This is a genomic window from Streptomyces hawaiiensis (assembly GCF_004803895.1).
Taxonomy (GTDB): domain Bacteria; phylum Actinomycetota; class Actinomycetes; order Streptomycetales; family Streptomycetaceae; genus Streptomyces; species Streptomyces hawaiiensis.
On sequence record NZ_CP021978.1, the window covers coordinates 1573944 to 1595686 of the forward strand.

At 73.1% G+C, this 21743-nt stretch carries 22 protein-coding genes; 11 read left to right on the forward strand and 11 right to left on the reverse strand.

All coding sequences use genetic code 11. The features are described 5' to 3' along the window. Nucleotides 1–2: 2 nt before the first annotated feature. From CEB94_RS07250 to CEB94_RS07260, 3 genes are all read right to left on the reverse strand, one after another. Nucleotides 3–884, reverse strand: a complete 882-nt coding sequence (locus tag CEB94_RS07250; protein ID WP_175431372.1) for a hypothetical protein — start codon at nt 882–884, stop codon at nt 3–5. Between the two features lie 31 nt (nt 885–915). Continuing rightward, nucleotides 916–2442 (reverse strand): hypothetical protein, encoded by a 1527-nt coding sequence (locus CEB94_RS07255; RefSeq protein ID WP_175431373.1) that lies wholly within the window; start codon nt 2440–2442, stop codon nt 916–918. A gap of 69 nt (nt 2443–2511) precedes the next feature. Next, complete coding sequence (locus CEB94_RS07260; protein ID WP_175431374.1) at nt 2512–3207, reverse strand: GntR family transcriptional regulator; 696 nt, start codon at nt 3205–3207, stop codon at nt 2512–2514. A 161-nt stretch (nt 3208–3368) separates the two neighbouring features. On the opposite strand from CEB94_RS07260, the gene CEB94_RS07265 reads away from it, so the two are divergent. The 5 genes from CEB94_RS07265 to CEB94_RS07285 are packed head-to-tail and all read left to right on the forward strand — an operon-like array spanning nt 3369 to nt 7750. Further along, complete coding sequence (locus CEB94_RS07265) at nt 3369–4670, forward strand: MFS transporter (RefSeq protein WP_175431375.1); 1302 nt, start codon at nt 3369–3371, stop codon at nt 4668–4670. Continuing rightward, nucleotides 4667–5494, forward strand: coding sequence for a putative hydro-lyase (locus CEB94_RS07270; RefSeq protein WP_175431376.1), 828 nt, complete (start codon nt 4667–4669; stop codon nt 5492–5494). Before CEB94_RS07265 ends, CEB94_RS07270 begins: the two co-directional genes overlap by 4 nt. A gap of 17 nt (nt 5495–5511) precedes the next feature. Then, nucleotides 5512–6270 (forward strand): LamB/YcsF family protein, encoded by a 759-nt coding sequence (locus CEB94_RS07275; RefSeq protein WP_175431377.1) that lies wholly within the window; start codon nt 5512–5514, stop codon nt 6268–6270. Continuing rightward, nucleotides 6267–6884 carry a 5-oxoprolinase subunit B family protein gene (locus CEB94_RS07280; RefSeq protein ID WP_175431378.1) on the forward strand — a complete coding sequence of 206 codons (618 nt, stop codon included), beginning with the start codon at nt 6267–6269 and terminating at the stop codon, nt 6882–6884. Before CEB94_RS07275 ends, CEB94_RS07280 begins: the two co-directional genes overlap by 4 nt. Then, nucleotides 6881–7750, forward strand: coding sequence for a 5-oxoprolinase subunit C family protein (locus tag CEB94_RS07285; protein ID WP_175431379.1), 870 nt, complete (start codon nt 6881–6883; stop codon nt 7748–7750). Before CEB94_RS07280 ends, CEB94_RS07285 begins: the two co-directional genes overlap by 4 nt. 8 nt (nt 7751–7758) lie before the next feature. Here the strand turns inward: CEB94_RS07285 and CEB94_RS40770 are convergent, their stop codons facing one another. The 5 genes from CEB94_RS40770 to CEB94_RS07310 form a co-directional block, all read right to left on the reverse strand. Continuing rightward, entirely contained in the window at nt 7759–7986 is a 228-nt protein-coding gene (locus tag CEB94_RS40770; RefSeq protein WP_175431380.1) for a hypothetical protein, read from the reverse strand. A 50-nt stretch (nt 7987–8036) separates the two neighbouring features. Further along, on the reverse strand, nt 8037–9230 hold the full coding sequence (locus CEB94_RS07295) for a glycosyltransferase (protein WP_175431381.1): 1194 nt from the start codon (nt 9228–9230) through the stop codon (nt 8037–8039). Then, entirely contained in the window at nt 9227–10354 is a 1128-nt protein-coding gene (locus CEB94_RS07300; protein WP_175431382.1) for a glycosyltransferase family 4 protein, read from the reverse strand. Before CEB94_RS07300 ends, CEB94_RS07295 begins: the two co-directional genes overlap by 4 nt. A 183-nt stretch (nt 10355–10537) precedes the next feature. Beyond that, complete coding sequence (locus CEB94_RS07305; RefSeq protein WP_175431383.1) at nt 10538–11956, reverse strand: HEAT repeat domain-containing protein; 1419 nt, start codon at nt 11954–11956, stop codon at nt 10538–10540. Nucleotides 11957–12256: 300 nt separating this feature from the next. Next, complete coding sequence (locus tag CEB94_RS07310) at nt 12257–12649, reverse strand: ankyrin repeat domain-containing protein (RefSeq protein WP_175431384.1); 393 nt, start codon at nt 12647–12649, stop codon at nt 12257–12259. Nucleotides 12650–12946: 297 nt separating this feature from the next. Here CEB94_RS07310 and CEB94_RS07315 point away from each other — a divergent pair, with 297 nt between their 5' ends. Beyond that, nucleotides 12947–13141 carry a hypothetical protein gene (locus CEB94_RS07315; protein WP_030843336.1) on the forward strand — a complete coding sequence of 65 codons (195 nt, stop codon included), beginning with the start codon at nt 12947–12949 and terminating at the stop codon, nt 13139–13141. A 52-nt stretch (nt 13142–13193) separates the two neighbouring features. Next, nucleotides 13194–14903, forward strand: coding sequence for a type IV secretory system conjugative DNA transfer family protein (locus tag CEB94_RS07320; RefSeq protein WP_246111750.1), 1710 nt, complete (start codon nt 13194–13196; stop codon nt 14901–14903). Nucleotides 14904–14956: 53 nt separating this feature from the next. On the opposite strand, the gene CEB94_RS07325 is transcribed toward CEB94_RS07320, so the two are convergent. Then, the gene (locus tag CEB94_RS07325) at nt 14957–16459 is read right to left on the reverse strand and encodes an SCO1417 family PLP biosynthesis transcription factor (protein WP_175431385.1); all 1503 of its coding nucleotides are present in this window, start codon (nt 16457–16459) and stop codon (nt 14957–14959) included. A gap of 65 nt (nt 16460–16524) precedes the next feature. Between CEB94_RS07325 and yczE the strand changes: the two genes are divergently transcribed. The 4 genes from yczE (at nt 16525) to CEB94_RS07345 (ending at nt 19976) form a co-directional block, all read left to right on the forward strand. Next, a complete protein-coding gene (gene yczE / locus CEB94_RS07330; RefSeq protein WP_175436925.1) occupies nt 16525–17178 on the forward strand; it encodes a membrane protein YczE in 654 nt (217 codons plus the stop codon). Next, nucleotides 17175–17942, forward strand: coding sequence for a glycerophosphodiester phosphodiesterase family protein (locus CEB94_RS07335; RefSeq protein ID WP_175431386.1), 768 nt, complete (start codon nt 17175–17177; stop codon nt 17940–17942). Before yczE ends, CEB94_RS07335 begins: the two co-directional genes overlap by 4 nt. Before the next feature lie 46 nt (nt 17943–17988). Further along, nucleotides 17989–19335, forward strand: a complete 1347-nt coding sequence (locus tag CEB94_RS07340; protein ID WP_175431387.1) for an MFS transporter — start codon at nt 17989–17991, stop codon at nt 19333–19335. A gap of 266 nt (nt 19336–19601) precedes the next feature. Beyond that, nucleotides 19602–19976, forward strand: a complete 375-nt coding sequence (locus tag CEB94_RS07345) for an RNA polymerase-binding protein RbpA (protein ID WP_175431388.1) — start codon at nt 19602–19604, stop codon at nt 19974–19976. A 117-nt stretch (nt 19977–20093) separates the two neighbouring features. Here the strand turns inward: CEB94_RS07345 and fxsA are convergent, their stop codons facing one another. Both fxsA and CEB94_RS07355 read right to left on the reverse strand, forming a co-directional pair. Next, entirely contained in the window at nt 20094–20669 is a 576-nt protein-coding gene (gene fxsA, locus CEB94_RS07350) for an FxsA family membrane protein (protein WP_175431389.1), read from the reverse strand. An 88-nt stretch (nt 20670–20757) separates the two neighbouring features. After that, nucleotides 20758–21561, reverse strand: coding sequence for a polyprenol monophosphomannose synthase (locus tag CEB94_RS07355; protein WP_175431390.1), 804 nt, complete (start codon nt 21559–21561; stop codon nt 20758–20760). Between the last annotated feature and the right edge of the window lie 182 nt (nt 21562–21743).

The following is a 21743-nucleotide window of genomic DNA, read 5'->3' on the forward strand; positions in this document are numbered from 1 at the left end:
GTTCAGGAGGAGTGGAACGGCAGCCCGGCGTCGGCGACCAGCTCCAGGTCGTCGCTCTCCTCCGGGGGCAGCAGCGTCGGTGTGCCGTCGGTGACCGGGACGACGCCCAGTTCCAGCAGCTCGGTCAGGGCGGCGCTGCCGGCCATGTCGCGGACCTGGAGCTGGTAGCGGGCGGTCGTGCGGTAGGTGCCGCCGTGGTCGTCGCCGGTGCGCTGCAGGAATCCGGATTCGGTGAGGAAGGCGACGGCCTTGGCGACGATGCCGGTGGTCGAACCGGCGAGCCGGCGCGCGTCCTTGGTGGCGCCGGTGGCGCTGCGCCGCACCCAGATCCGCCAGGCGGCCTCCAGGCCCGGCGCGTCGGTGGCCGGGTCGGTGTTCTCGCCCTGTTCCTCGGCGCGCTCCTCCAGACGGCGGCAGGCTTGGCGCACGAAGGCGTCGACGCCGTTGACCGTGACCCGGCCGATGTAGCCGTCGTCGGCGAGGTCCTCGGGGCGCGGGAACGCCATGGCGGCGACGGCGAGATGGGCGAGCCCGTGCAGGAACCGGTCGCCGCCGTCGGCGGACGTACGACGCGCGTAGTCACCCATGCGGACGGCGAACACCGAGTCCTCGGCGGCGGTCACGGCCATGCCCGCGCGTGGGGACACCTCCAGGACGATCAGCCCCAGACCGGTCGCCACGGCGTCCGCGAGGCGCGCGAACGGCGGGTCCTCGCGGTAGCGCCGCAGCAGGTCCGCGTACTCCTGGTCACGGGCGGGCTGCAGCTTGGGCTGCAGCCCGAAGGACACGAGCCGGGCCGCGTCGGCGGCGTCGGCGGGAGTGACGGCGGCACCGGCCGCGGGGGCCGGTCCGTCCGGCTCGCTCCACTCGACATGCTCGCTCACGGTCGGGACTCCTTGTGCCACTCGTACTGACTCATGCTGCTTCCGTCCGGTCCGCCGCCATCCCCGCCGCGTCCAGCAGCGCGGTGCCGACGATCAGATCCGCCCCGCCGAACTCCGGATCGTCGAGCTCGGTCCCGTCGTCCACGGCGAACAGCAGCTTCTGCTCGCCCTGGCGGTAGGCCGTACCGACCGGCGGACTGGCGGCGTGCACCGCCAGCAGGGCCACCAGATACGGCAGCTCGGGATCCTGCCGCCGAGCCTGCGCCAGCAGCCCCGACAACCGGCGCGGCGCGTCCGCCGGCAGGTCGAGCAGTTCCTGCGCCGCCGCCATCTGCTCCTCGCTGAACCGGCTGTCGTCCGGCGTGGCGATGAGGTCAGGCTCCGGCATCTCGGCGCCCAGGTGCTCCCGCTCCACCGGCGGCGTCAGCAGTATGTCGACCAGGTCGCCGACCCGGACGGACACCGGCGTGCGCAGCCCGGTGCCGCGGCCGAAGAACGCGTCGGTGACGCGGACGGCCTGCTCCAGTGGCAGCGGCAGCACGGGCGAGACGAGATGGCCGTACAGGTCTATACCCGAGGTCGTCATCGGGGTGGCGAAGGCCTGCCGGTCCTGCTCGGCGCGGAACAGCGGCCCGGCCTCCAGCAGCCGGGACTGCAACTGTGTGTGCCGGCGGATGCAGTCCTTGACGATGTCGACGAGCTCGGCGGCGCGGCGCTTGTGCTCTGGGTCCTCGGACTCGTCACGCGCCTTGCGGATGTTGGTGAGGATCGCGTTCTCGTGGCGGTAGCGGTCGGCGACGTGTTCCAGCGCCTCGGCGATCATGTCGGGCACGGTGGAGAGCCAGTCCACCGCGCGCACGTTGCGCCGGGTCGCCTCCAGGGCGCGGCGCAGGGTCTCCGAGTACTGCACGGTCCGGTAGCGGGCCTGTTCGGCCGCGAGCTGGGCGTCGGCGAGCCGGCCGCGGCTGATCAGCACCTCCAGCTTGACCTCGGCGGCGATCTGCGCGCTGGTGACGTCCGTGTCGAGGGCGCCGACGAGGACGTTGACCGCCTCGTCCGTCGTACGGAGGTAGACCGTGCCGCCGGGGCCGGGGACCTCCTCGATCAGCTTGAAGTCGTAGTCGCGGCGCACATAGGTGCCGTCCGCCCCGAACGTGCCGTACACCGCGCGGAAGCCGCGGTCGACGCTGCCGACGTTGATCAGGTTCTCCAGGACCCAGCGGGCCACCCGCTCGTGCTCGGCGGCGGGCCGCCGCTCGGCCTGGGCGGCGATGCGCGGGATGAGGCGGGCGACGATCTGATCGTGGTCCGCGCCCGTGTCGAAGTCCATGTTCAGAGTGACCAGGTCGATGGCCGCGAGGGCGACCTCCGCCATGCCGTACACCGAGTACTCGCCGGCCAGGTTGGCCTTGCGCGCGTCCAGGTCGTGCAGCGGCGCGGTGCAGGCGAGCGCGCGCAGGCGCCGCGCCAGGCCCTCGTCGGCGGCCGGCCCCGGGGCGGGGCGCGGCCCCGCGCTGAGCTGGGGCGGAACACTGTCCGTCGATGCAGGCGAAGTCACGGTGCACAGACTAGGTCCTGGGTCTGACATCGGCCCAAACGACGCGGTACGCCTCCCGCCGCCCGGCTCTCAGCCGTCCTCACCGACGCGACGGCGGTACACCTCGACGACCCGCTCCAGTGAGTCGTCGAGGTAACCGGCGAGGAGGCTTTCGGCCTGCTCACGGTCCCCGTCCTGAAGAGCCTGAAGGATGGCGATATTTCGCGCGATATAGGGTTCGTGCAGCCGCTGCGGCTCGTCCACCACGTGGAAGGCGAGGCGCAGTTCGGCGAAGACGCTCCGCATCAGCTCTTCCGTGCGCTCGCTCGCGGCCAGCGCGACCAGCTCCCGGTGGAAGTGGATGTTCGCGGTACCCACCGCCTTCCAGTCACCTTCCCGAGCCGCCGTCCGCCCCTCGGCGACCGCCCCGGCCAGGCCGTCGAGGCCGTACGGCGGTTCACCGAGACCGCGGACGACCGCACACTCGACGAGCCGCCGCGTGCGGTAGATGTCCTCGACGTCCTCCACGGTCAGGACCCGCACGAAGACGCCCCGGTTCAGCTCGTGGACGAGCAGACGTTCATGTGTGAGCAGCCGGAACGCCTCGCGCAGCGTGTTGCGGGAGACGCCGAGCGCGCCGCCGATGCTGTCCTCCGACAGGCGGGTGCCGGGCGGGAAGTAGCCTTCGGCGATCCGGCTCCTGAGGATGTCCGAGACCCGTTCCGCGGTGCTGGTGCGCCCCAGGAGGGCCCGGTCGTCGGCGAGGTCCTTCAGCTGCTCTGCCATGCCGGAATTCAATCGCAGATCACAAGAACGAACCAACATGGGTATTGAGGGATCGTTGAACAATCCTCTACGGTGCTTCTCACGGTGCCGCCTCCCCACAGCGGCTTCGTACGGCACGGCTCACCCCGAAGCACCCTCCGTCCTCCCTCTGCGAGGTGCCCATGAGCACGACCCCTCCACCGCAGGCCCTGACCGACGACAGCCGCCCAGGGACCGCTGAACGCACCTGGGACGACGGGGCGTTCGGCTGGCTGCGCGCACTGGGCCCGCGCGGCCGCCGCGCCTTCACCGGCGCCTTCGGCGGCTACGCACTGGACTCGTACGACTACTTCACGCTGCCGCTGAGCATGGTCGCGCTGTCCGCCTACTTCGGCCTGAGCAGCGGCCAGACCGGCCTCTTCACGACCGTCACGCTGGTGGTCTCCGCGATCGGCGGCGCCCTCGCCGGCGTGCTCGCGGACCGGGTCGGCCGGGTGAAGGCGCTGATGGTCACCGTGATCACCTACGCGGTGTTCACCGTGGCCTGCGGTTTCGCGCCCAACTACGAGACACTGCTGGTCTTCCGCGCCCTCCAGGGCCTCGGTTTCGGCGGCGAATGGGCGGTCGGCGCGATCCTGGTCGCCGAGTACGCGAGCGCCAAGCACCGGGGCCGCACGCTCGGCGCGATCCAGAGCTCCTGGGCGGTGGGCTGGGGCATGGCCGTGATCGCCTACACGATCATCTTCTCGGTGGCCGGCGACGATCTGGCCTGGCGCATCATGTTCTGGACCGGAGCGCTGCCCGCGCTGCTCGTCATCTGGCTGCGGCGCAGTGTGCACGACGCCCCCGAGGCAGCCGCCGCGCGCGAACAGAGCGCCCAGAAGGGCTCGTTCACGGCGATCTTCAAGCCCGGCCTGCTGCGGGTCACGATCTTCGCCGGGCTGCTGTCGACCGGTGTCCAGGGCGGCTACTACACGCTGGCCACCTGGGTGCCGGCCTATCTGAAGTCCGAGCGCGACCTGTCGGTCGTCGGCACCGGCGGCTATCTGACGTTCCTCATCTCGGGCGCGTTCATCGGCTACCTGACCGGCGGCTACCTCACCGACAAGCTGGGTCGGCGGCGCAACATCTGGCTCTTCGCCCTGCTGTCGGCGCTCTGCATCCTGGCGTACGCGAACATCCCGAGCGGCGCCAACACCCTGCTCCTGGTGCTCGGCTTCCCGCTCGGGTTCTGCATGTCGGCGATCTTCAGCGGCTTCGGGTCCTACCTGAGCGAGCTGTACCCGACGGCGGTGCGCGGGACGGGGCAGGGCTTCACGTACAACACCGGCCGCGCGGTGGGTGCCGTGTTCCCGACGACGGTCGGGTTCCTGGCCGACAGCTGGGGCATCGGCGGCGCGCTGGTCTTCGGCGCGATCGGCTACGGCATCGCGGCGCTGGCGCTGCTCGGGCTGCCGGAGACGCGTGGAAAGGAGCTGGTGTGAACCGCACGAGCACCGAGGACCGCCCCCTGCTCCTCCTCGACGAGCACGCGCACGCGTGGAGCCCCGAAACGGCCCGGGCCCGCTTCCGGGAGGGTCTGACGGGTCCCACGGCCGGGGTCGCGGCGGGCCACACCCAGGTCAACCTGATCTCGGTGCCCGCCGACTGGGCCTACGACATGCTGCTGTTCTGCCAGCGCAACCCCAAGCCCTGCCCGGTCCTCGACGTCACGGACGCCGGCTCCTGGACGACCGTGCTCGCCGACGGCGCGGACCTGCGCACGGACCTGCCGCGCTACCGCGTGTGGCGGGACGGCGAGCTGGTGGACGAACCGACGGACGTGCGCGCGTACTGGCGGGACGACCTGGTGTCGTTCCTGATCGGGTGCAGCTTCACCTTCGAGTGGGCGCTGGGCGAGGCGGGCGTACCGATCCGCCACGTCGAGCAGGGCCGCAACGTCCCGATGTACGTGACCGGCCGCCAGTGCCGTCCGGCGGGGCGGCTGCACGGACCGCTGGTGGTGTCCATGCGGCCGGTGCCGCCCCGGCATCTGGCGGCGGCGATCCGGGAGAGCAGTCTGCTGCCGGCGGTGCACGGCAGCCCCGTGCACTGCGGCGATCCCTCGGGTCTCGGCATCGACGACCTCGGCCGCCCCGACTTCGGGGACGCGGTGGACGCCGAACCGGACGACATCCCGGTGTTCTGGGCCTGCGGGGTGACCCCGCAGGCGGCCGTGATGGCCTCGCGGCCGCCGTTCGCCCTCACCCACGCCCCGGGGCAGATGTTCCTCACCGACGCCCGCGACGAGCAGTACCGCGTGGCCTGACAGGAGACACTGGACTCATGGCCTGCATCGATCTGAACGCCGACCTCGGCGAGGGCTTCGGCCGCTGGCGGCTCACCGACGACGAACGACTGCTGTCCGTCGTCACCAGCGCCAACGTGGCGTGCGGCTTCCACGCCGGGGACGCGGTCACCATGCGCCGGGTGTGCGAGCTGGCGGCCGAGCGCGGGGTCCGGATCGGCGCCCAGGTGTCCTACCGGGACCTGGCCGGCTTCGGGCGGCGCGCGATGGACGTGCCGCCCGCCGAGCTGGCCGCCGAGGTCGCCTACCAGATCGGCGCCCTGGAGGTGTTCGCACGCGCGGCGGGCGCCCGGGTGGCCTACGTCAAACCGCACGGCGCGCTCTACAACCGGATCGTGCACGACGAGGAGCAGGCCGCCGCGGTCGTCGACGGCGTGCTCCTCGCGGACGCCGCCCTGCCCGTCCTCGGCCTGCCCGGCTCGCGCCTGCTGGAGCTGGCCGCGAAGGCCGGGCTGCCGGCCGTCACCGAGGCGTTCGCGGACCGGGCGTACACCGACGCGGGCACCCTGGTGCCGCGCACACAGGAAGGCGCCGTGGTCACCGACCCGGACACCGTCGTGGAGCGCTCCCTGGGCCTGGCCCGCTCGGGCGAGGTGGTCTCCCACACGGGGGCGCGCATCGAGGTACGCGCGCGTTCCCTGTGCCTGCACGGCGACACCCCCGGCGCGGTGGAGCTGGCGCGCCGGGTGCGGGAGCGGCTGGAGGCGTCGGGGGTCCGGGTGGAGGCCTTCGCATGAACGTGCTGCTCGTCGGCGAGGACGCCCTGCTCGTCGAGGTCTCCTCGGGCGACGAGGCCCAGGCCCTGCACGCGGAGCTGCTGCGGCGCCGCGCGGAGGGCTCGCTGTCGGCCCGCGAGATCGTGCCCGCGGCCCGCACGGTCCTCCTCGACGGCCTCGACACCCCCGCCCGGCTGGCCGCCGAACTGACCGCCGCCGACCTGCCGCCCGCTCCCCCGCGCGCGGGTCACGTCGTGGAGATCCCGGTGCGCTACGACGGCCCGGACCTGGCCGACGTCGCCGCCCACTGGGGTGTGCCGGAGCACGAGGTCGCCCGCATCCACGGCGACACCGAGTTCCGGGTCGCCTTCTGCGGCTTCGCACCCGGCTTCGGCTACCTCACCGGGCTGCCGCCGCGCTACGACGTCCCGCGCCGGGCCACCCCGCGTACGGCCGTCCCGGCGGGGTCGGTGGCCCTGGCGGGCCCGTACACGGGCGTGTACCCACGCTCGTCGCCGGGCGGCTGGCAGCTGATCGGCACGACGGACGCCGTGCTGTGGGACCACGCGCGCGTGCCGGCCGCGCTGCTGTCGCCGGGCACGCGCGTGCGGTTCGTCCCCGAGGCGGGTTCATGACGGACCGCGCACTCGCCGTCGTACGCGCCGGGGCCCTCACCACGGTGCAGGACCGCGGGCGCCCCGGTCACGCCCATCTCGGCGTCCCCCGCTCCGGGGCGCTGGACCGGCCCGCCGCCGACCTCGTCAACCGGCTCGTCGGCAATCCGCCGGAGACGGCCGTGCTGGAGACGACCCTCAACGGCTGTGCCGTACGCCCCCGCTCCACCGTCACGGTGGCGGTCGCGGGCGCGCCCTGCCGGGTCACGGTGGACGGACGGCCCGCCGCCTGGGGCGCGCCGGTGCGCGTACCCGGGGGAGCGCTGCTCGACGTCGGTCCCGCTGTGTCGGGCGTACGCGCTTACGTGGGAGTCTCCGGCGGCATCGCGGTCGAGCCGGTGCTCGGCAGCCGGTCGACGGACCTGCTGTCGGGGCTGGGCCCGCCCCCTCTCGCGGACGGGACGGTGCTGTCGCTGGGCCGGCCGGCCGCCGTGCACGCGCGCGTGGACGTCGCCCCGCAGGCGGCGCCGCCGGACGAGTTGGTGCTGCGGGTGACACTCGGCCCGCGCGACGGCTGGTTCACTCCCGAGGCCGTACGCACCTTCGTCTCCCGGGCCTACCGGGTGTCCTCCGCGAGCAACCGCATCGGACTGCGGACGGAAGGGCCCGCCCTGGAGCGGGCCCGGCCGGGCGAACTCCCCAGCGAGGGCATGGTGCTGGGCGCCGTGCAGGTCCCGCCGGACGGCAGGCCGGTGGTGTTCCTGGCCGACCACCCGACCACCGGGGGCTACCCGGTGATCGCCGTGGTCCGCGCCGCCGACCTCCCGGCCGCCGCCCAGGCGGCCCCGGGCACGCCGGTCCGCTTCGTGGCCGTACGACGCCGCTGAACGACCGGTCACCGCTGACCGGCCGGGGCCGCCGACAGGCCGGCGAGGGCGGCGGACACCGCGGCCGAGGCCCGCAGGTCGAGACGGGCGCTCGTGCCCCGGGCGCGGTGCCGGAGCTCGTCGGCGGCCAGGCCGGATCCTCGGTGAGCCCGCCCGCGAGCAGCGCGGCCCAGCCGCCACACCCCGTCACCGACGGGATCCCCCACGCCCTCGGTGAGCGAGTCACCGAGGGCCACGAACCTCGGGGGCCCGTGGAGCCTCGAAGGCCCCTCGAACCGCGAGGGTCTCATGCCGCGCCCCGGGGCACGAACGGCCGAGCGGGACGCACGGGGACAGCCACGTCGTGCGCGGCGAGAAACGCGTCGACCGCCGCGTTCCACCCGAAGCCCTCCGCACGCGCGCGTGCCGCCTCGCGCCGGTCCGCCTCCAGCCGTTCCAGCAGCAGGTCCACGGCGTCCGCGAAGGCTTCCCCGTGGTCCGCCGCGACGGCACCTGCGGAGCCGATCACCTCCGACAGCGCCGACGACGCGCTCGCGGCCACGGGCGTGCCGCAGGCCATGGCCTCCAGCGCGGCGAGCCCGAAGGTCTCGGCGGGCCCGGGTGCCAGCGCCACGTCGGCGGACGCCTGGAGCGCGCCGAGCAGCCCTCGGTCCGTGACGTGCCCGAGGAAGGTGACCGGCAGGCCGCTCTCCCGCGCCCGCTGTTCGAGCCGCGCGCGCAGCGGACCGTCCCCGGCCACCACCAGCACGGCCCGGCGACCACGCCGCAGCAGCGCTTCCAGGGCGTCCAGCGCCGTGCCGGGCCGCTTCTCCACGGAGAGCCGTGAGCACATCACGAGCAGCGTCTCGTCCACGCGCGCGTGCCGGGCCCGTACCTCCGGGTCGCGCAGCGCCGGACGCCGCTGCACCAGGTCGACACCGAGCGGGGCCCGGACGACGTTGCGGGCCCCGATGCGCACGAACTCCCGCTCGGCGAACTCGGTGGTGCACACCACGCGCGCGTAGGTGTGGGCCGTACGCGCGTTGAGGGCGTCGGCGGCGCGCCGGGCGGCGCCCTCGGGCACACCCCAGGTGCGCAGTACCCCGTCGGCCGTCTCGTGGGAGACCATCACGGCCGGGACCCGGGCGCGCCGCGCCCACTTGCCGGTCCACCTCAGGGTCGTCCGGTCGGACACCTCCAGCCGGTCCGGGGCGAGCTCCTCCAGGAGCCGGGCCACCCGCCGCTTGTCGGCGAGGACGCGGTAGCCGCCGGTGCCGGGCAGCAGCGGCCCGGGGAGGGTGATCACCCTTCCCTGCTCGGTCTCGCGGTCGCTCCTGCGCTCGCCCGGGACCACGAGGACGGGTTCGTGCCCCGCCGCCTTGAAGCCCTTGCCCAGTTCGCGCAGTGCGGTGCGCAGTCCGCCGGACGAGGGCGCGACGAAGTTGGCGAGCCGGACGATCCGCAGCGACGGGCCGCTGCTGCCGGAGCGGGAGTCGCTCATGCCGCCACCGCCGTCCGGCGCCCGGCGAGCACCTTCGCGTAGTGCCCGATCAACTGGTCGCCGACGGCCGCCCAGGTGCGGCCCTCGACCGTGGCGCGCCCGGCGGCGCCGAAGGCGGCCCGCAGCCCGGCGTCGGCGGCCAGGGACCGCACGGCGTCCCGTACGGCGGCCGGGTCGCGCGGCGGCACCAGCAGCCCGGTGCGCCCGTGGGCGACCAGGTCGAGCGGTCCGCCGGCGGCGGGCGCCACCACCGGCAGGCCGCTGGCCATGGCCTCCTGGACCGTCTGGCAGAAGGTCTCGAACGGGCCGGTGTGCGCGAACACGTCGAAGGAGGCGAAGACCCGGGCGAGGTCGTCACCGGTGCGCCGGCCGAGGAAGACGGCGCCGGGCAGCGCCTGCTCCAGACCGGGCCGGCTGGGGCCGTCGCCGACGATCACGACCCGGACGCCCGCCAGGCCGCAGGCACCGGCGAGGAGTTCGACCTGCTTCTCGGGGGCGAGCCGGCCGACGTAGCCGACGATCAGCTCGCCGTTCGGGGCGAGTTCGCGGCGCAGGGCCTCGTCGCGCCGGTCGGGCCGCAAGCGCTCGGTGTCCACGCCGCGCGGCCAGAGCTTCACCCGGGGCACACCGTGGGTCTCCAGGTCGTGCAGGGACGTGCTGGACGGGGCGAGGGTGAGGTCGGCGGCGCCGTGGACGGAGCGGATGCGCCGCCAGGCGGCGGCCTCTCCGGCGCCCATGTACGTACGGGCGTATCCGGCCAGGTCGGTCTGGTAGACGGCGACGGCGGGGATGCCGAGGCGGGCGGCGGCGGCCATGCCGCGCACGCCGAGGACGAAGGGGCTGGCGAGGTGGACCACATCGGCGCGGTGCTCGACGAGGGTGGCGGCCAGGCGCCGGCTGGGGAGGGCGACGCGGACCTGGGGGTAGCCGGGGAGCGGGAGGGAGGGGACATGGACGACGGGGCACGGCGCGAAGGCGTCGGGTTTGCTGCCGGGCGCGGGGGCCGGGGCGACGACGACGGGGGCGTGACCGCGATCGACGAGGTGCCGGGCGGTCTGGAGCGCGCAGTGGGCCACGCCGTTCACGTCGGGGGGAAAGGATTCGGTCACGATGACGACACGCATACCGATGTTGTCGCCGTGCCGGACGTGGCCGCGTCAACGTGGATCTGTCCGGACGAGGAACGTCCTATGAGCGTTCCGAGGTGCACACGCGCAGGTCAGGCGGTGTCCATGCCCTCCTGACCCGCGAGCCATCCGGCGTTCATCTCCGCGGTCTGATGCGGCCTCGGCGTTTTCTCCCAGGGGTCACACGGCGGTCTCCTCGGGACCTATCCGGCTGCGTACGGCCGTCTGCACCTCGGCCTCCTCGGCCGGGTCGGCGGCGAGCCGGCGCAGCCGTTCGACGACGCGGGCGTCTCCGGTCTCGGCGTGCCGGGCGGCGATCTCCCGGGTGGTCTCCTCGCAGTCCCACAGGCACTCGACGGCGAAGCCGGTGGCGAAGGAGGGGTCGGTGGCGGCGAGGGCCCGGGCGGCCCGGCCGCGCAGGTGGGAGGAGGCGGTCTCGCGGTAGACGTGGCGGAGCACGGGTGCGGCACAGGCGATGCCGAGGCGTCCGGTGCCGTCCACGAGGGTCCACAGGGTCGGCGCGTCGGGGCCTTCGCCGCGTACGGCCTCCCGTAGTGCCGCGAGGACCAGGTCGCGGTCCTGCACCCCGCCCCGGCAGGCGAGGACGCGTCCGGCGGCGGCTCCAAGGGCGTCCGGCCGCCGGGCCCACCGGCGCGCCCGGTCCACGGCCGCCAGTGAGCGCATGCGCTCGAAGGCGTCGACGGCCGCGTCCACGACGAGTGTCGAGCCGGTGGCCACGGCGGCCTCGATCAGTTCGAGGGCCTGCGGATCGTTGCCGTCGGCGAGGTACCTGAGGGCCGTGCACCGGGCCCCGTCGGTGCCGTCCTGCGCCGCCCGGACGATCTCGGCCCGGTCCTCGGGGCCCGCCACGGCGGTGAGACAGCGGGCGGCCGGCACATGGAGGGCGGCGCCCCGCTCGATGCCCTGCTGAGCCCACTCGAAGACGGCCTGCACGCTCCACCCCGGGCGGGGGCCGGAAGGCCGCATCTGCCGCTGCCAGCGGTCGAAACAGCCCGTTTCGTGAGCGGCGCGCACCCGTGTGGCGACGGATTCGCGCGGATCCTCGGCCCACAGGCGCCATGGGCGGGGCTCGAAGGCGTCCCGGACGGTGGCGGCCAGTTCGGCGTCGCCCTCCGGATCGGCGGGGAACCGGGCGAGGACGGGTGCGGCGAGGGCGCGAAGTCCCGCGTCGTCGTCCCTGAGGGCCAGCTCGTCCAGGGCCCAGGCCCAGTTGGAGCCGTGGGCGGCGTACCTGCGCAGCAGTTCGAGCGCGTCCCGCCTGCCGTAGGAGGCGAGGTGCCCGAGGACGGCGAGGGCGAGCCCGGTGCGTGACTCGTCGGTGTCGAGGACGTCCTCGGCGCAGAAGAGATGGGCCTCGACCTCGTCCAGCTCGCCGTTGAGGTCGAGGTAGAGGCGGGCGTAGTAGAGGGAGCGGTTCTCCACCTGCCAGTCGTGGCGGGGATCGCGCAGCACACAGTGGTTCAGCGCCGCCAGCGCCTCGGGGCGCGGGGCGGTGAGCGCGTGCAGCGTGCCGTCGCCGCGGCCCCGCTGAAGCAGGCCGAGCAGCGTACCGCTGGGCGCTATGACCGGATCGAACATGGGAAACAGCCTCACATCAAGCGTCGACGCAACCGGGGACGTGTACTACCTGGCCGCGCGACAACACGTCGGAGTGCCCGCCGTTTCCTGCTTGCTGTAGACCATCTTCCTCTGCCTCTCGTCGGTGGCCCTTGCGGACCGTGTCACGGTCCGCGCGGTGCGGCAAAACCTGCCCAACCATCACGTCCGTGAACCACGTCGTCATGATGACTCGGCACTCTCGTCTGCCGCGACCGAAATTTCGGCGGCCCTGTACCGCCTCCCCCGTTTTCCGTGTCGTTGCTGGTCAGACCGGTCGGCTCAGCGCTCGCCGAACAGTTCGAGCAATTCCGTCCGGCCGAACATCCGAGCGGTGTCGACCGCTGAGGGCGTGCCGGCGGACGGGTCGGCGCCGCCCTCCAGAAGGGCCTTGATCACGTCCGTCTCGCCCTTGAAGACCGCTCCGGCGAGCGGGGTCTGGCCTCGGTCGTTGATCCGGTCGGCCTCGGCGCCGCGCTCCAGCAGCGCGCGGACCGCGTCGGAGTGGCCGTGATAGGCGGCGAGCATCACGAGCGAGTCGCCGCGGTCGTTGGTGAGGTTGGCCGGAACCCCCGCGTCGACATACGCCACGAGCGCCTCGGTCTGTCCCCGCCGGGCCAGATCGAAGATCTTGGTCGCCAGCTCCACGACCTCGGGGTCGGGGACTTCGGTCATCGGCCGGACCGCCTCTCCACTACGCGTCTGCTCAGGGCGTACGCCTGCGCAGGCGCAGCCGTACGAGTGAATCGCCAGGGTACTGGCTCGCGCGGCACATGACCCGATGTGCCCGAGGTAAAGATCAGCACAGACCCGGACAAGCGCAACAGCCCGGCTCCACCGGGCCCGGGGCCACTCCGCCACTCGGGGGAAATCGTCCGAATTTCACCCAGTTGCACCTTTTATCGTATGGATACATCCTGTGAGCCTGGAAGTACTCATGGTGACTGTCCCCGCGAAACCAGGAGAACTCAAATGATCCTCTCCATCTCAGGCGTGGTCCTGCTCGGCATCGTCGTCTTCATCTTCTTCCGCAAGGACGGACTGAAGGCGTCGCATGCAGTGGTCGCCATGCTGTTCGGCTTCTATCTGGCGAGTACGGCCATCGCCCCGAGCATCAAGGCCGGCGGCGAGAGCCTGGCGAGCCTCCTCGGCGGAATCAAGTTCTGACGACCCCGCCCCCCGTACGCATCCCGCCCGTACGCACTCACTGGAGGCAGTAGTGGCCCGGCGCCCCCTCCCCCGCATTCTGAGCAACGGCAGCGCGCAGCTCGTCCGGAGCCGGGAGCTGGCCCGGACGGCCGCCGACAGCGCCACCGACGTCCTCCACCCGCTGATCACGATCGCGCGGGGTCTGCGCCGGCTGGCAGCGGCCGGGCGGCGCAGATGGACCGAGACCCCCAAGGAACGGCGGGGGGCGCTGCTGTTCCTGGTGGCCTCCGTGATCCTGGTCGTGGCGCTGGTGCCGTACGGACCGCTGCTGGCCGCCATCACCCTGATGGCGGCGGCGGCCTGGCAGGGCCGGGACCGCTCTCCGGCGGCGTCCGACGGGCCCGACGAGTCGCAGACCCAGCGGCTGAAGTCGCTGTACGAGGCGCTCGTGCCGTACTTCTCCGCCGCCGAGGACCCCGAGCCGCTGTACTCCCACGGCGGCGCGTGGGACAAGGCCTTCCCCACCTACGCGTTCGACGGCGGGGGCCGGATCTCGCAGTTGGTGGTCCGCTACCCGGCGTACTTCACCGACGGCGAGGCCGAGGCCCGCGCCCGGATCGAGCACCTCCTCGCGGCCAAGTCGGGCCGGGGCCGCGAATACCACTTCACGTGGGACGAGGAGGGCAACCAGTTGACGGTGGGCGTGCTCCTGCCGCTACCCGTGGACATCGCCGCCCAGCGTTTCGTCACCACCCCCGGCGAGACGGTCCTCGGCGTCACCGACCCCACCCGGGTCCAGCGCACCCTCCCCCTCACCTACGGGGAACGGCAGCGGGACGTGCCGCCGGTCCTCTGGCGCACGGGCCTGCGCTCCACCGAGCCGCACCTGCTGGCTCTCGGCCAGCCGGGCAGCGGCACCTCCACCCTGCTGCGGTCCATCGCGCTGCAGGCCCTGCAGCACGGCGACGTGGTGATCGTGGACGGCGGCGGCACCGGCGAGTACGCCTGCCTGACCGGGCGGGACGGTGTCCTGGCGGTCGAGGCGGGCCTCGCCGGGGCCACGGCCAGCCTGGAGTGGGCCGCGACCGAGACGGAGCGCCGTCTCATCGCCGCCAACCGGGCCCACCAGGCGGGCCACCCGCCGCCCGACGACACCAAGCGCCCGCTGTGGATCCTCCTCGACCGCCCGACGGCGTTCACCCACCTGGCCGCGGCGGACGACCGCAAGGACCCGCAGTCCCTCCTCCAGGTCCCCCTCCGGCACGGCCGCCCGGCGAACGTGACGGTGGTAGTGGCCGACCAGCTGGACGCCATGGACGCCCTGAGCGATCCGGTACGCCGGCACACCCGCGCCCGTGTGGTCCTGGGCCCGGCGACGGCGGACCAGCTCGAGTCGGTCCTGGGCGCACCGCCGCACACCACTCCGATCGACGAGCTCCCGCCCGGCCGCGGCTACGCCCGCCTGGGCACGGGCCCGGTCCACCGCCTCCAGGTGCCGGCCACCCCGAACCCCTACGACGACGCGACGCCCGACGCCCTGCGCCAGGCGGTCCTGGACCTTCTCCCGCCGCGCACGACCCCGGCGGACGGGGAGACGATCCCGGAGCAGGACCAGTCGGCGGGCGAGCCGGAGCCGGTACCGATGGACCAGGAACGGGAGCAGGAAGCGGGACCGGCCCCGGTGGCGCCGGAAGCGCCGGCTCCGGAGCCGGCGGCAGTGCCCGTCCTGACCAGGGAGCCCCTGCCGAACCCGGTGCCGGTCCTCACCAAGGAGACATAGCCGGGGCTGCTTGGCCGCCGGGGCGCTCAGCCCCGGGCGACCACGCCCGGCCCTCACGCCACGAACGTGCGCGGCGCCTCCGCACCCCCGACCGCGCCGCTCTCCACCAGCCTCGCCGCCGCGGCCAACCGCATCGCCGCCTCCTCGGCCACCGCCCCGCCCACGGTGAACGGCAATCGCACGTACCCCTCGAACGCCCCGTCCACCCCGAACCGCGGCCCGGACGGCACCCGCACTCCCACACGCTCCCCCGCCTCGGCCAGCCGCGACCCGGACAGACCGCCCGTGCGCACCCACAGCGTCAAACCGCCCCGGGGCACCTCGAACTCCCACCCGGGCAGCTCCCGCCGCACCGCGGCCACCAGGTCGTCCCGGTTCGCCCGCGCCTGCTCCCGCCGCACCTCGACGGCCTGCTCCCAGCCCCCGGTCCCGAACAGCCAGTTCACCGCCAGCTGCTCCAGCACCGGCGTACCGAGATCGGCGTAGGCCCGGGCGGCGACCAGACTGCGGATCACGTCCGGCGCGGCCCGCACCCATCCGATGCGCATCCCGGCCCAGAACGCCTTGCTCGCCGACCCCACCGTGATCACCGTGGACCCGGCCGGGTCGAACGCGCACACCGGCCGCGGCATCCGCACCTCCGGATCGAGCCACAGCTCGCTCATCGTCTCGTCCGCGATCAGCACCGTCCCCCCGGACCGCGCCGCGTCCACCAGGCGCCGCCGCTGGTCCTCGTCGGCGAGCGCCCCGGTCGGGTTGTGGAAGTCGGCGACGACGTACGCGATGCGGGGCGCGGCGTCCCGCAGGACCTGCCGCCAGCGGTCCATGTCCCACCCGGTGAGCCCCTCGGCCATGGCGACGGGGACCAGCCGGGCCCCGGCCTCCCGCATCAGCTGAAGGATGTTGGCGTACGAGGGCGACTCGACGGCGATGCGCTCGCCCCGCCCCGCGAACAGATGGCAGATGGCGTCGATCGCGCCCATCGCCCCGGTCGTCACCATGATCTGCTCGGGCATGGTCGGGATCCCGCGCGCGGTGTACCGCTCGGCGATCATCGCCCGCAGCGCGGGCAGTCCGGCGGGGTAGTCGCCGTGCGTGTGCGCATAGGGCGGCAGTTCCTCCAAGGCTCCCTGGACGGCCCGGGTGAGCCAGGGCTCGGGAGCGGGAAGCGCGGCGCAGCCGAGGTCGATCACCGAGCCGAGGGCCTCCGGCGGCAGGGGCTCCAGCCCGCGCGCGGGCAGCGGGTTCCCGGCCGGGACGGCGGTCCAGCTGCCCGCGCCGCGCCGGGACTCCAGGAACCCCTCGCCGCGCAGCGCCTCGTACGCGGCGGCGACCGTCGTGCGGCTGACGGACAAGGAGAGGGCGAGTTCGCGTTCGGCGGGCAGCCGGGCGGCCACCGGGACCCGCCCTTCGAGCACCAGCAGGCGGATGCCGTCGGCCAGCGCGCGGTAGGCCGGCGGCCGGCGCGTGCCGGGCCCCGCCGGGCGGTCCTGCTGGGAGCTGAGGAGCCGGGCGAGCTGCGTCGCACCCACAGCCGAGGTCCCCGGATTGGCCATGGATGGCCTCTCCATCCAAGCCACAGGGTGTCATGCAGCAGTCCACTAACACCAGGGGGCACATCATGTCCACGCGGGGGCGTCTCGCCCGACGGCTCATCCAGCTCTACGTCGGTCTCGCGCTGTACGGCGCGAGTTCGGCGCTGCTCGTCCGGTCAGGGCTCGGACTGGAGCCGTGGAACGTGCTGCACCAGGGTCTCGCCGAGCGGACCGGGTTGTCCATCGGCGTCGTGCTGACCCTCGTGGGCGCCGCGGTGCTGCTCGCGTGGATCCCACTGCGCCAGCGGCCGGGCCTGGGCACGATCTCCAACGTGCTGGTCATCGGCATGGCCATGGACGCGACGCTGGCCCTGACGCCCGACGCTCACGGCTGGGCGCCGCGCGTGACGCTGATGGTGGCGGGGATCGTCCTGAACGGCGCGGCGACCGGCCTGTACATCGCGGCGCGCTTCGGCCCGGGTCCCCGTGACGGCCTCATGACCGGACTGCACCAGCTCACCGGCGTCTCGATCCGTCTGGTCCGCACGGGCATCGAGCTCGCGGTCGTGGCGACCGGGTTCGCCCTGGGCGGCACCGTCGGGATCGGCACCCTGCTGTACGCCCTGGCGATCGGCCCCCTCGCCCAGGCGTTCCTGCGCGTGTTCGCCGTCCCTGCGGCATCCGGTGTCAGCACGGCCGTTGCCACCGGTCGACCCCGAGGGGCGATACTGCGTCCGTGACCCCGCGGATACGCCATCCCTACCTCGACCACCCCGGCCCGATCGCCTTCGCCCACCGGGGTGGGGCCGCGGACGGCCTGGAGAACACCGTGCGGCAGTTCCGGTGTGCCGTGGAGGCCGGCTACCGGTACATCGAGACCGACGTCCACACCACCCGGGACGGCGAACTCGTCGCCTTCCACGACGCGACCCTGGACCGGGTGACGGACGGCGCGGGCCGGATCGCCGACCTGCCCTGGCAGGAGGTACGGCAGGCGCGGGTGGCGGGCGAGGAACCGCTGCCCCTCTTCGAGGAACTCCTGGAGACCTTCCCCGACGTCCGCTGGAACGTGGACGTCAAGGCGGAGGCCGCCCTGCCGCCCCTCCTCGACCTGGTCGGACGGACGGACGCCTGGGACCGGATCTGCCTCGGCTCCTTCTCCGAGGCGCGTGTGGTGCGCGCCCGGCGGCTGGCCGGTCCCCGCCTGGCCACGTCGTACGGCACTCGGGGCGTGTTCAACCTGCGGCTGCGCTCCTGGGGGCTGCCGGCGGCGGTGCGCCGCTCGGCGGTGGCCGCTCAGGTCCCCGAGACCCACTCCGGCATCCAGGTCGTGGACCGGCGCTTCCTGCACGCCGCCCACGCGCGCGGGCTCCAGGTGCACGTGTGGACCGTCAACGACGCGGAGAGCATGCACCGGCTTCTCGACCTGGGCGTGGATGGCATCATGACCGATCACATCGACACGTTGCGCAAGGTCATGGAGGACCGCGGCGTCTGGGTCTGACCCCGCACCCGTCCCTCTGCGCGTTCACGGGGAAGCGAGGGCACGGGTGGGCAACGACACCGTGCGGACACCGCCGGCCGACGGGGCCGCGCAGCTGAGGCGCGAGCAGCGCGGCTGGTACGTCTACGACTGGGCGTGCTCCGTCTACTCGACGAGTGTGCTCACCGTGTTCCTGGGCCCTTACCTGACCTCGGTCGCCAAGTCGGCGGCCGACGCCGACGGGTACGTCCACCCCCTCGGCATCCCGGTGCGGGCCGGCTCCTTCTTCGCGTACTCGGTGTCCCTGTCGGTGATCGCGGCCGTGCTGGTGATGCCCCTGGTGGGCGCCGCCGCCGACCGCACCGGCCGCAAGAAGCCCCTCCTCGCCGCCGCCGCCTACACCGGTGCCACGGCCACGGCGGCCATGTTCTTCCTGGACGGCGACCGCTACCTGCTGGGCGGGGCCCTCCTGATCGTCGCGAACGCCGCGCAGTCCGTGGCGATGATGCTCTACAACTCCTACCTGCCGCAGATCGCACCGCCCGAGCAGCGGGACGCGGTCTCCTCCCGCGGCTGGGCCTTCGGTTACGCGGCGGGTTCACTGGTCCTCGTCGCGAACCTCGTCCTCTACACCGGGCACGACGGCTTCGGCCTGTCCGAGAGCGCGGCGGTCCGCATCTGCCTGGCCTCGGCCGGCCTGTGGTGGGGCGCGTTCGCCCTCATCCCGCTGCGGCGGCTGCGCGATCGCAGGACCGCAGGAGGCGAGACGGCCCTCCCGGGCTTCCGGCAGCTCGCGGCGACCGTCCGCGACATGCGCCGCCACCCGCTGACGCTGGCCTTCCTGCTCGCGTACCTCGTCTACAACGACGGCGTCCAGACGGTGATCTCCCAGGCCTCGGTCTACGGCTCCGAGGAACTCGGCCTCGGGCAGTCCACTCTCATCGGCGCCGTGCTGCTGGTGCAGGTGCTGGCGGTGGCGGGCGCGCTGACCATGGGCCGGCTGGCCAGGGTGTACGGGGCCCAGCGCACGATCCTCGGCTCGCTGGTCGCGTGGACCGTGACGCTGGCGGCCGGGTACTTCCTGCCGGCCGGGGCGCCGGTGTGGTTCTTCGTCCTGGCCGCCGGGATCGGCCTGGTCCTCGGCGGCAGCCAGGCGCTGTCCCGGTCCCTGTTCTCCCATCTCGTCCCGCCCGGCAAGGAGGCCGAATACTTCTCGGCGTACGAGATGAGCGACCGGGGCATGAGCTGGCTCGGGCCGCTGCTGTTCGGGCTCACCTACCAGCTGACCGGGAGCTACCGGGACGCGATCATCTCGCTGGTGGTCTTCTTCGTGCTCGGGTTCGCCCTGCTCGCGCGGGTTCCGGTGCGGCGTGCGATCGAGGAAGCGGGGAACCCGGTTCCTGACAGGATTTAGCACTGAGCGCGAAAGGGCTGTAGTGTACGCGTTTGGCCTGCCAGGCGGACCGTTACTGCGCGTCAAAGATGCCGAAACGCTGGGTTACATCTCCTATCAGATGTGACAAACCGGGCGCTGGTGGGTACAACAAGGGCGGCTACGACGGCGACGCATGACCCGGAACGGGACTCGGAACGGGAATCTTTACCGCCGACCGGACGTTGACCGGATGACGACGACAGCGACACCTGTCCTGTGGGCGACAAGCCCGGGAGGCACGATTCATGAGTGAGCGAGCTCTTCGCGGCACGCGCCTCGTGGTGACCAGCTACGAGACGGACCGCGGCATCGACCTGGCCCCGCGCCAGGCCGTGGAGTACGCATGCGAGAAGGGGCACCGCTTCGAGATGCCCTTCTCGGTCGAGGCGGAGATCCCGCCGGAGTGGGAGTGCAAGGTCTGTGGGGCCCAGGCACTCCTCGTGGACGGCGATGTCCCTGAAGAGAAAAAGGGCAAGCCCGCGCGTACGCATTGGGACATGCTGATGGAGCGGCGCACCCGCGAGGAACTCGAAGAGGTCCTCGCGGAGCGCCTGGCGGTTTTGCGCTCCGGTGCGATGAACATCGCTGTTCATCCCCGCGACAGCCGCAAGTCGGCATAGTCCCTCCAGGGTCTGGCCGAAGAAACAGCGCATCAGAAGACCGCGGGCGCCGTACGAAATGTACGGCGCCCGCGGTCTTCTGCGTGTCCGGTGCCGGGTGCCTGGACCCGGGGCGGCTCAGTGCGTCAGCGGCGGGCGCGGCGGCTGCGGGGCGGCCCCGGACTCGTCCCGGACGACCTCGCCCTGGACCACCTTGCCGTCGGGCTGGTGCATCCGGGCCTGCTGGAAGGCACCGCCCAAGGTGCCCGGGCGGGCTTCCCGGAGCTTGCGCTCGAAGGTGCGCTCGGCCGAGCGGCTCACGGCCTTCTGGACCGGCGGCAGCAGCAGGAGCAGGCCCACCGCGTCCGACACCAGGCCGGGGATCATCAGGAGCAGGCCGCCGAGCATCATCAGGCCGTTGCCCTCGCTGCCCGGCCGGGCCGCGTCGGGCATCACACCGCTCTGCTGCTGTTGCAGCGCCTCGGAGAGCTTGCGGAAGGCCCGCCGTCCGGCCCGCTTGATGACGACCGAGCCGAGGACGAGACCCGCCAGCAGGACGAGGAAGACCACCAGCCCGCTGGTGGCCCCCGCGACCATCGTGAGCAGCCAGATCTCCAGCACGAGCCAGGCGGCGGCGCCCAGCGGCAGGAACGTACGCAGCCGGGAGCGCCGGGGCCGGGCAGGGGACAGCGGGGTCTGAGCGCCAGTCGTCATGTCTCCAGTGTGCCTGGCCCCGGCTCAGCACGGGATAAGGCCGCCATCAGCTCTTCCTGTGAGCGGCCGGCCCGGAAGCGGCGTGCGGCTACGGCTTGGAGGGTTTGCCGCCGCGCCCCGTGACCTTGCCGACCCGCTCCCCCACACCCCACGCCGTGACGCGCCACAGTGCCTCGACGAGGATGTCGCGGCTCATCTTGGAGTCACCCAGTTCGCGCTCGACGAACGTGATGGGCACCTCGACCACGTGATAGCCGGCCTTGACCGCGCGGCGGGCGAGATCGACCTGGAAGCAGTACCCCTGGGAGGCGACCTCGTCGAGGCCGAGGCCCTCCAGGGTCTCGCGGCGGAAAGCCCGGTAACCGCCGGTGATGTCGCGCAGCGGCAGGTCGAGTGCCAGCCGCGAGTAGAGGCTGCCGCCGCGGGAGATCACCTCGCGGGACTTCGGCCAGTTCACCACCCGGCCGCCCGGCACCCAGCGCGAGCCCAGCACCAGGTCGGCGCTCTTGAGGGCGGTGAGCAGACGGGGCAGTTCCTCGGGCTGGTGGGAGCCGTCGGCGTCCATCTCGACCAGCACGCCGTAGTCGTGCTCCATGCCCCAGTGGAAGCCCGCGAGGTAGGCGGCGCCCAGGCCCTCCTTGCCCTTGCGGTGCAGCACGTGGACGTGGTCGTCCTCGACGACCAGCTCGTCGGCCAGCTTGCCCGTGCCGTCCGGGCTGTTGTCGTCGGCCACGAGCACGTGCGCCTCGGGGACGGCCTTGCGTACCCGGCCGACGATGCTCTTGATGTTCTCCGCCTCGTTGTAGGTCGGGATGATCACCAAGGCCGTGCCGAGCGGGCCGAACTTCCTCACCCGGGCTCCTGCCGCGAGGGCTCCGTCGCCGTCGTTCACTGCTGCCCCTTCATGTTCATACGCAGAGGTCCACCATAGTGGGCCCGGCCTGCGATGACGTGACAGGACGTTCGAATCGCGGTGTCGAATCCGCAAGACACGGGTAAGAGCGCGCCCGCGGGTGCGCGTGTACGGCGGATGGGGGCCCGGCGCCCTTCGGGCCGACCTGGGATCCGCCGGCT

Bases quoted from the DNA above. Each gene is read 5' to 3' on its own strand.
- CEB94_RS07260 (WP_175431374.1), bottom strand. From the start codon at position 3,207: ATGGCAGAGCAGCTGAAGGACCTCGCCGACGACCGGGCCCTCCTGGGG.
- CEB94_RS07265 (WP_175431375.1), top strand. From the start codon at position 3,369: ATGAGCACGACCCCTCCACCGCAGGCCCTGACCGACGACAGCCGCCCA.
- CEB94_RS07275 (WP_175431377.1), top strand. From the start codon at position 5,512: ATGGCCTGCATCGATCTGAACGCCGACCTCGGCGAGGGCTTCGGCCGC.
- CEB94_RS07280 (WP_175431378.1), top strand. From the start codon at position 6,267: ATGAACGTGCTGCTCGTCGGCGAGGACGCCCTGCTCGTCGAGGTCTCC.
- CEB94_RS07285 (WP_175431379.1), top strand. From the start codon at position 6,881: ATGACGGACCGCGCACTCGCCGTCGTACGCGCCGGGGCCCTCACCACG.
- CEB94_RS07295 (WP_175431381.1), bottom strand. From the start codon at position 9,230: ATGAGCGACTCCCGCTCCGGCAGCAGCGGCCCGTCGCTGCGGATCGTC.
- CEB94_RS07300 (WP_175431382.1), bottom strand. From the start codon at position 10,354: ATGCGTGTCGTCATCGTGACCGAATCCTTTCCCCCCGACGTGAACGGC.
- CEB94_RS07305 (WP_175431383.1), bottom strand. From the start codon at position 11,956: ATGTTCGATCCGGTCATAGCGCCCAGCGGTACGCTGCTCGGCCTGCTT.
- CEB94_RS07310 (WP_175431384.1), bottom strand. From the start codon at position 12,649: ATGACCGAAGTCCCCGACCCCGAGGTCGTGGAGCTGGCGACCAAGATC.
- CEB94_RS07315 (WP_030843336.1), top strand. From the start codon at position 12,947: ATGATCCTCTCCATCTCAGGCGTGGTCCTGCTCGGCATCGTCGTCTTC.
- CEB94_RS07325 (WP_175431385.1), bottom strand. From the start codon at position 16,459: ATGGCCAATCCGGGGACCTCGGCTGTGGGTGCGACGCAGCTCGCCCGG.
- yczE (WP_175436925.1), top strand. From the start codon at position 16,525: ATGTCCACGCGGGGGCGTCTCGCCCGACGGCTCATCCAGCTCTACGTC.
- CEB94_RS07345 (WP_175431388.1), top strand. From the start codon at position 19,602: ATGAGTGAGCGAGCTCTTCGCGGCACGCGCCTCGTGGTGACCAGCTAC.
- fxsA (WP_175431389.1), bottom strand. From the start codon at position 20,669: ATGACGACTGGCGCTCAGACCCCGCTGTCCCCTGCCCGGCCCCGGCGC.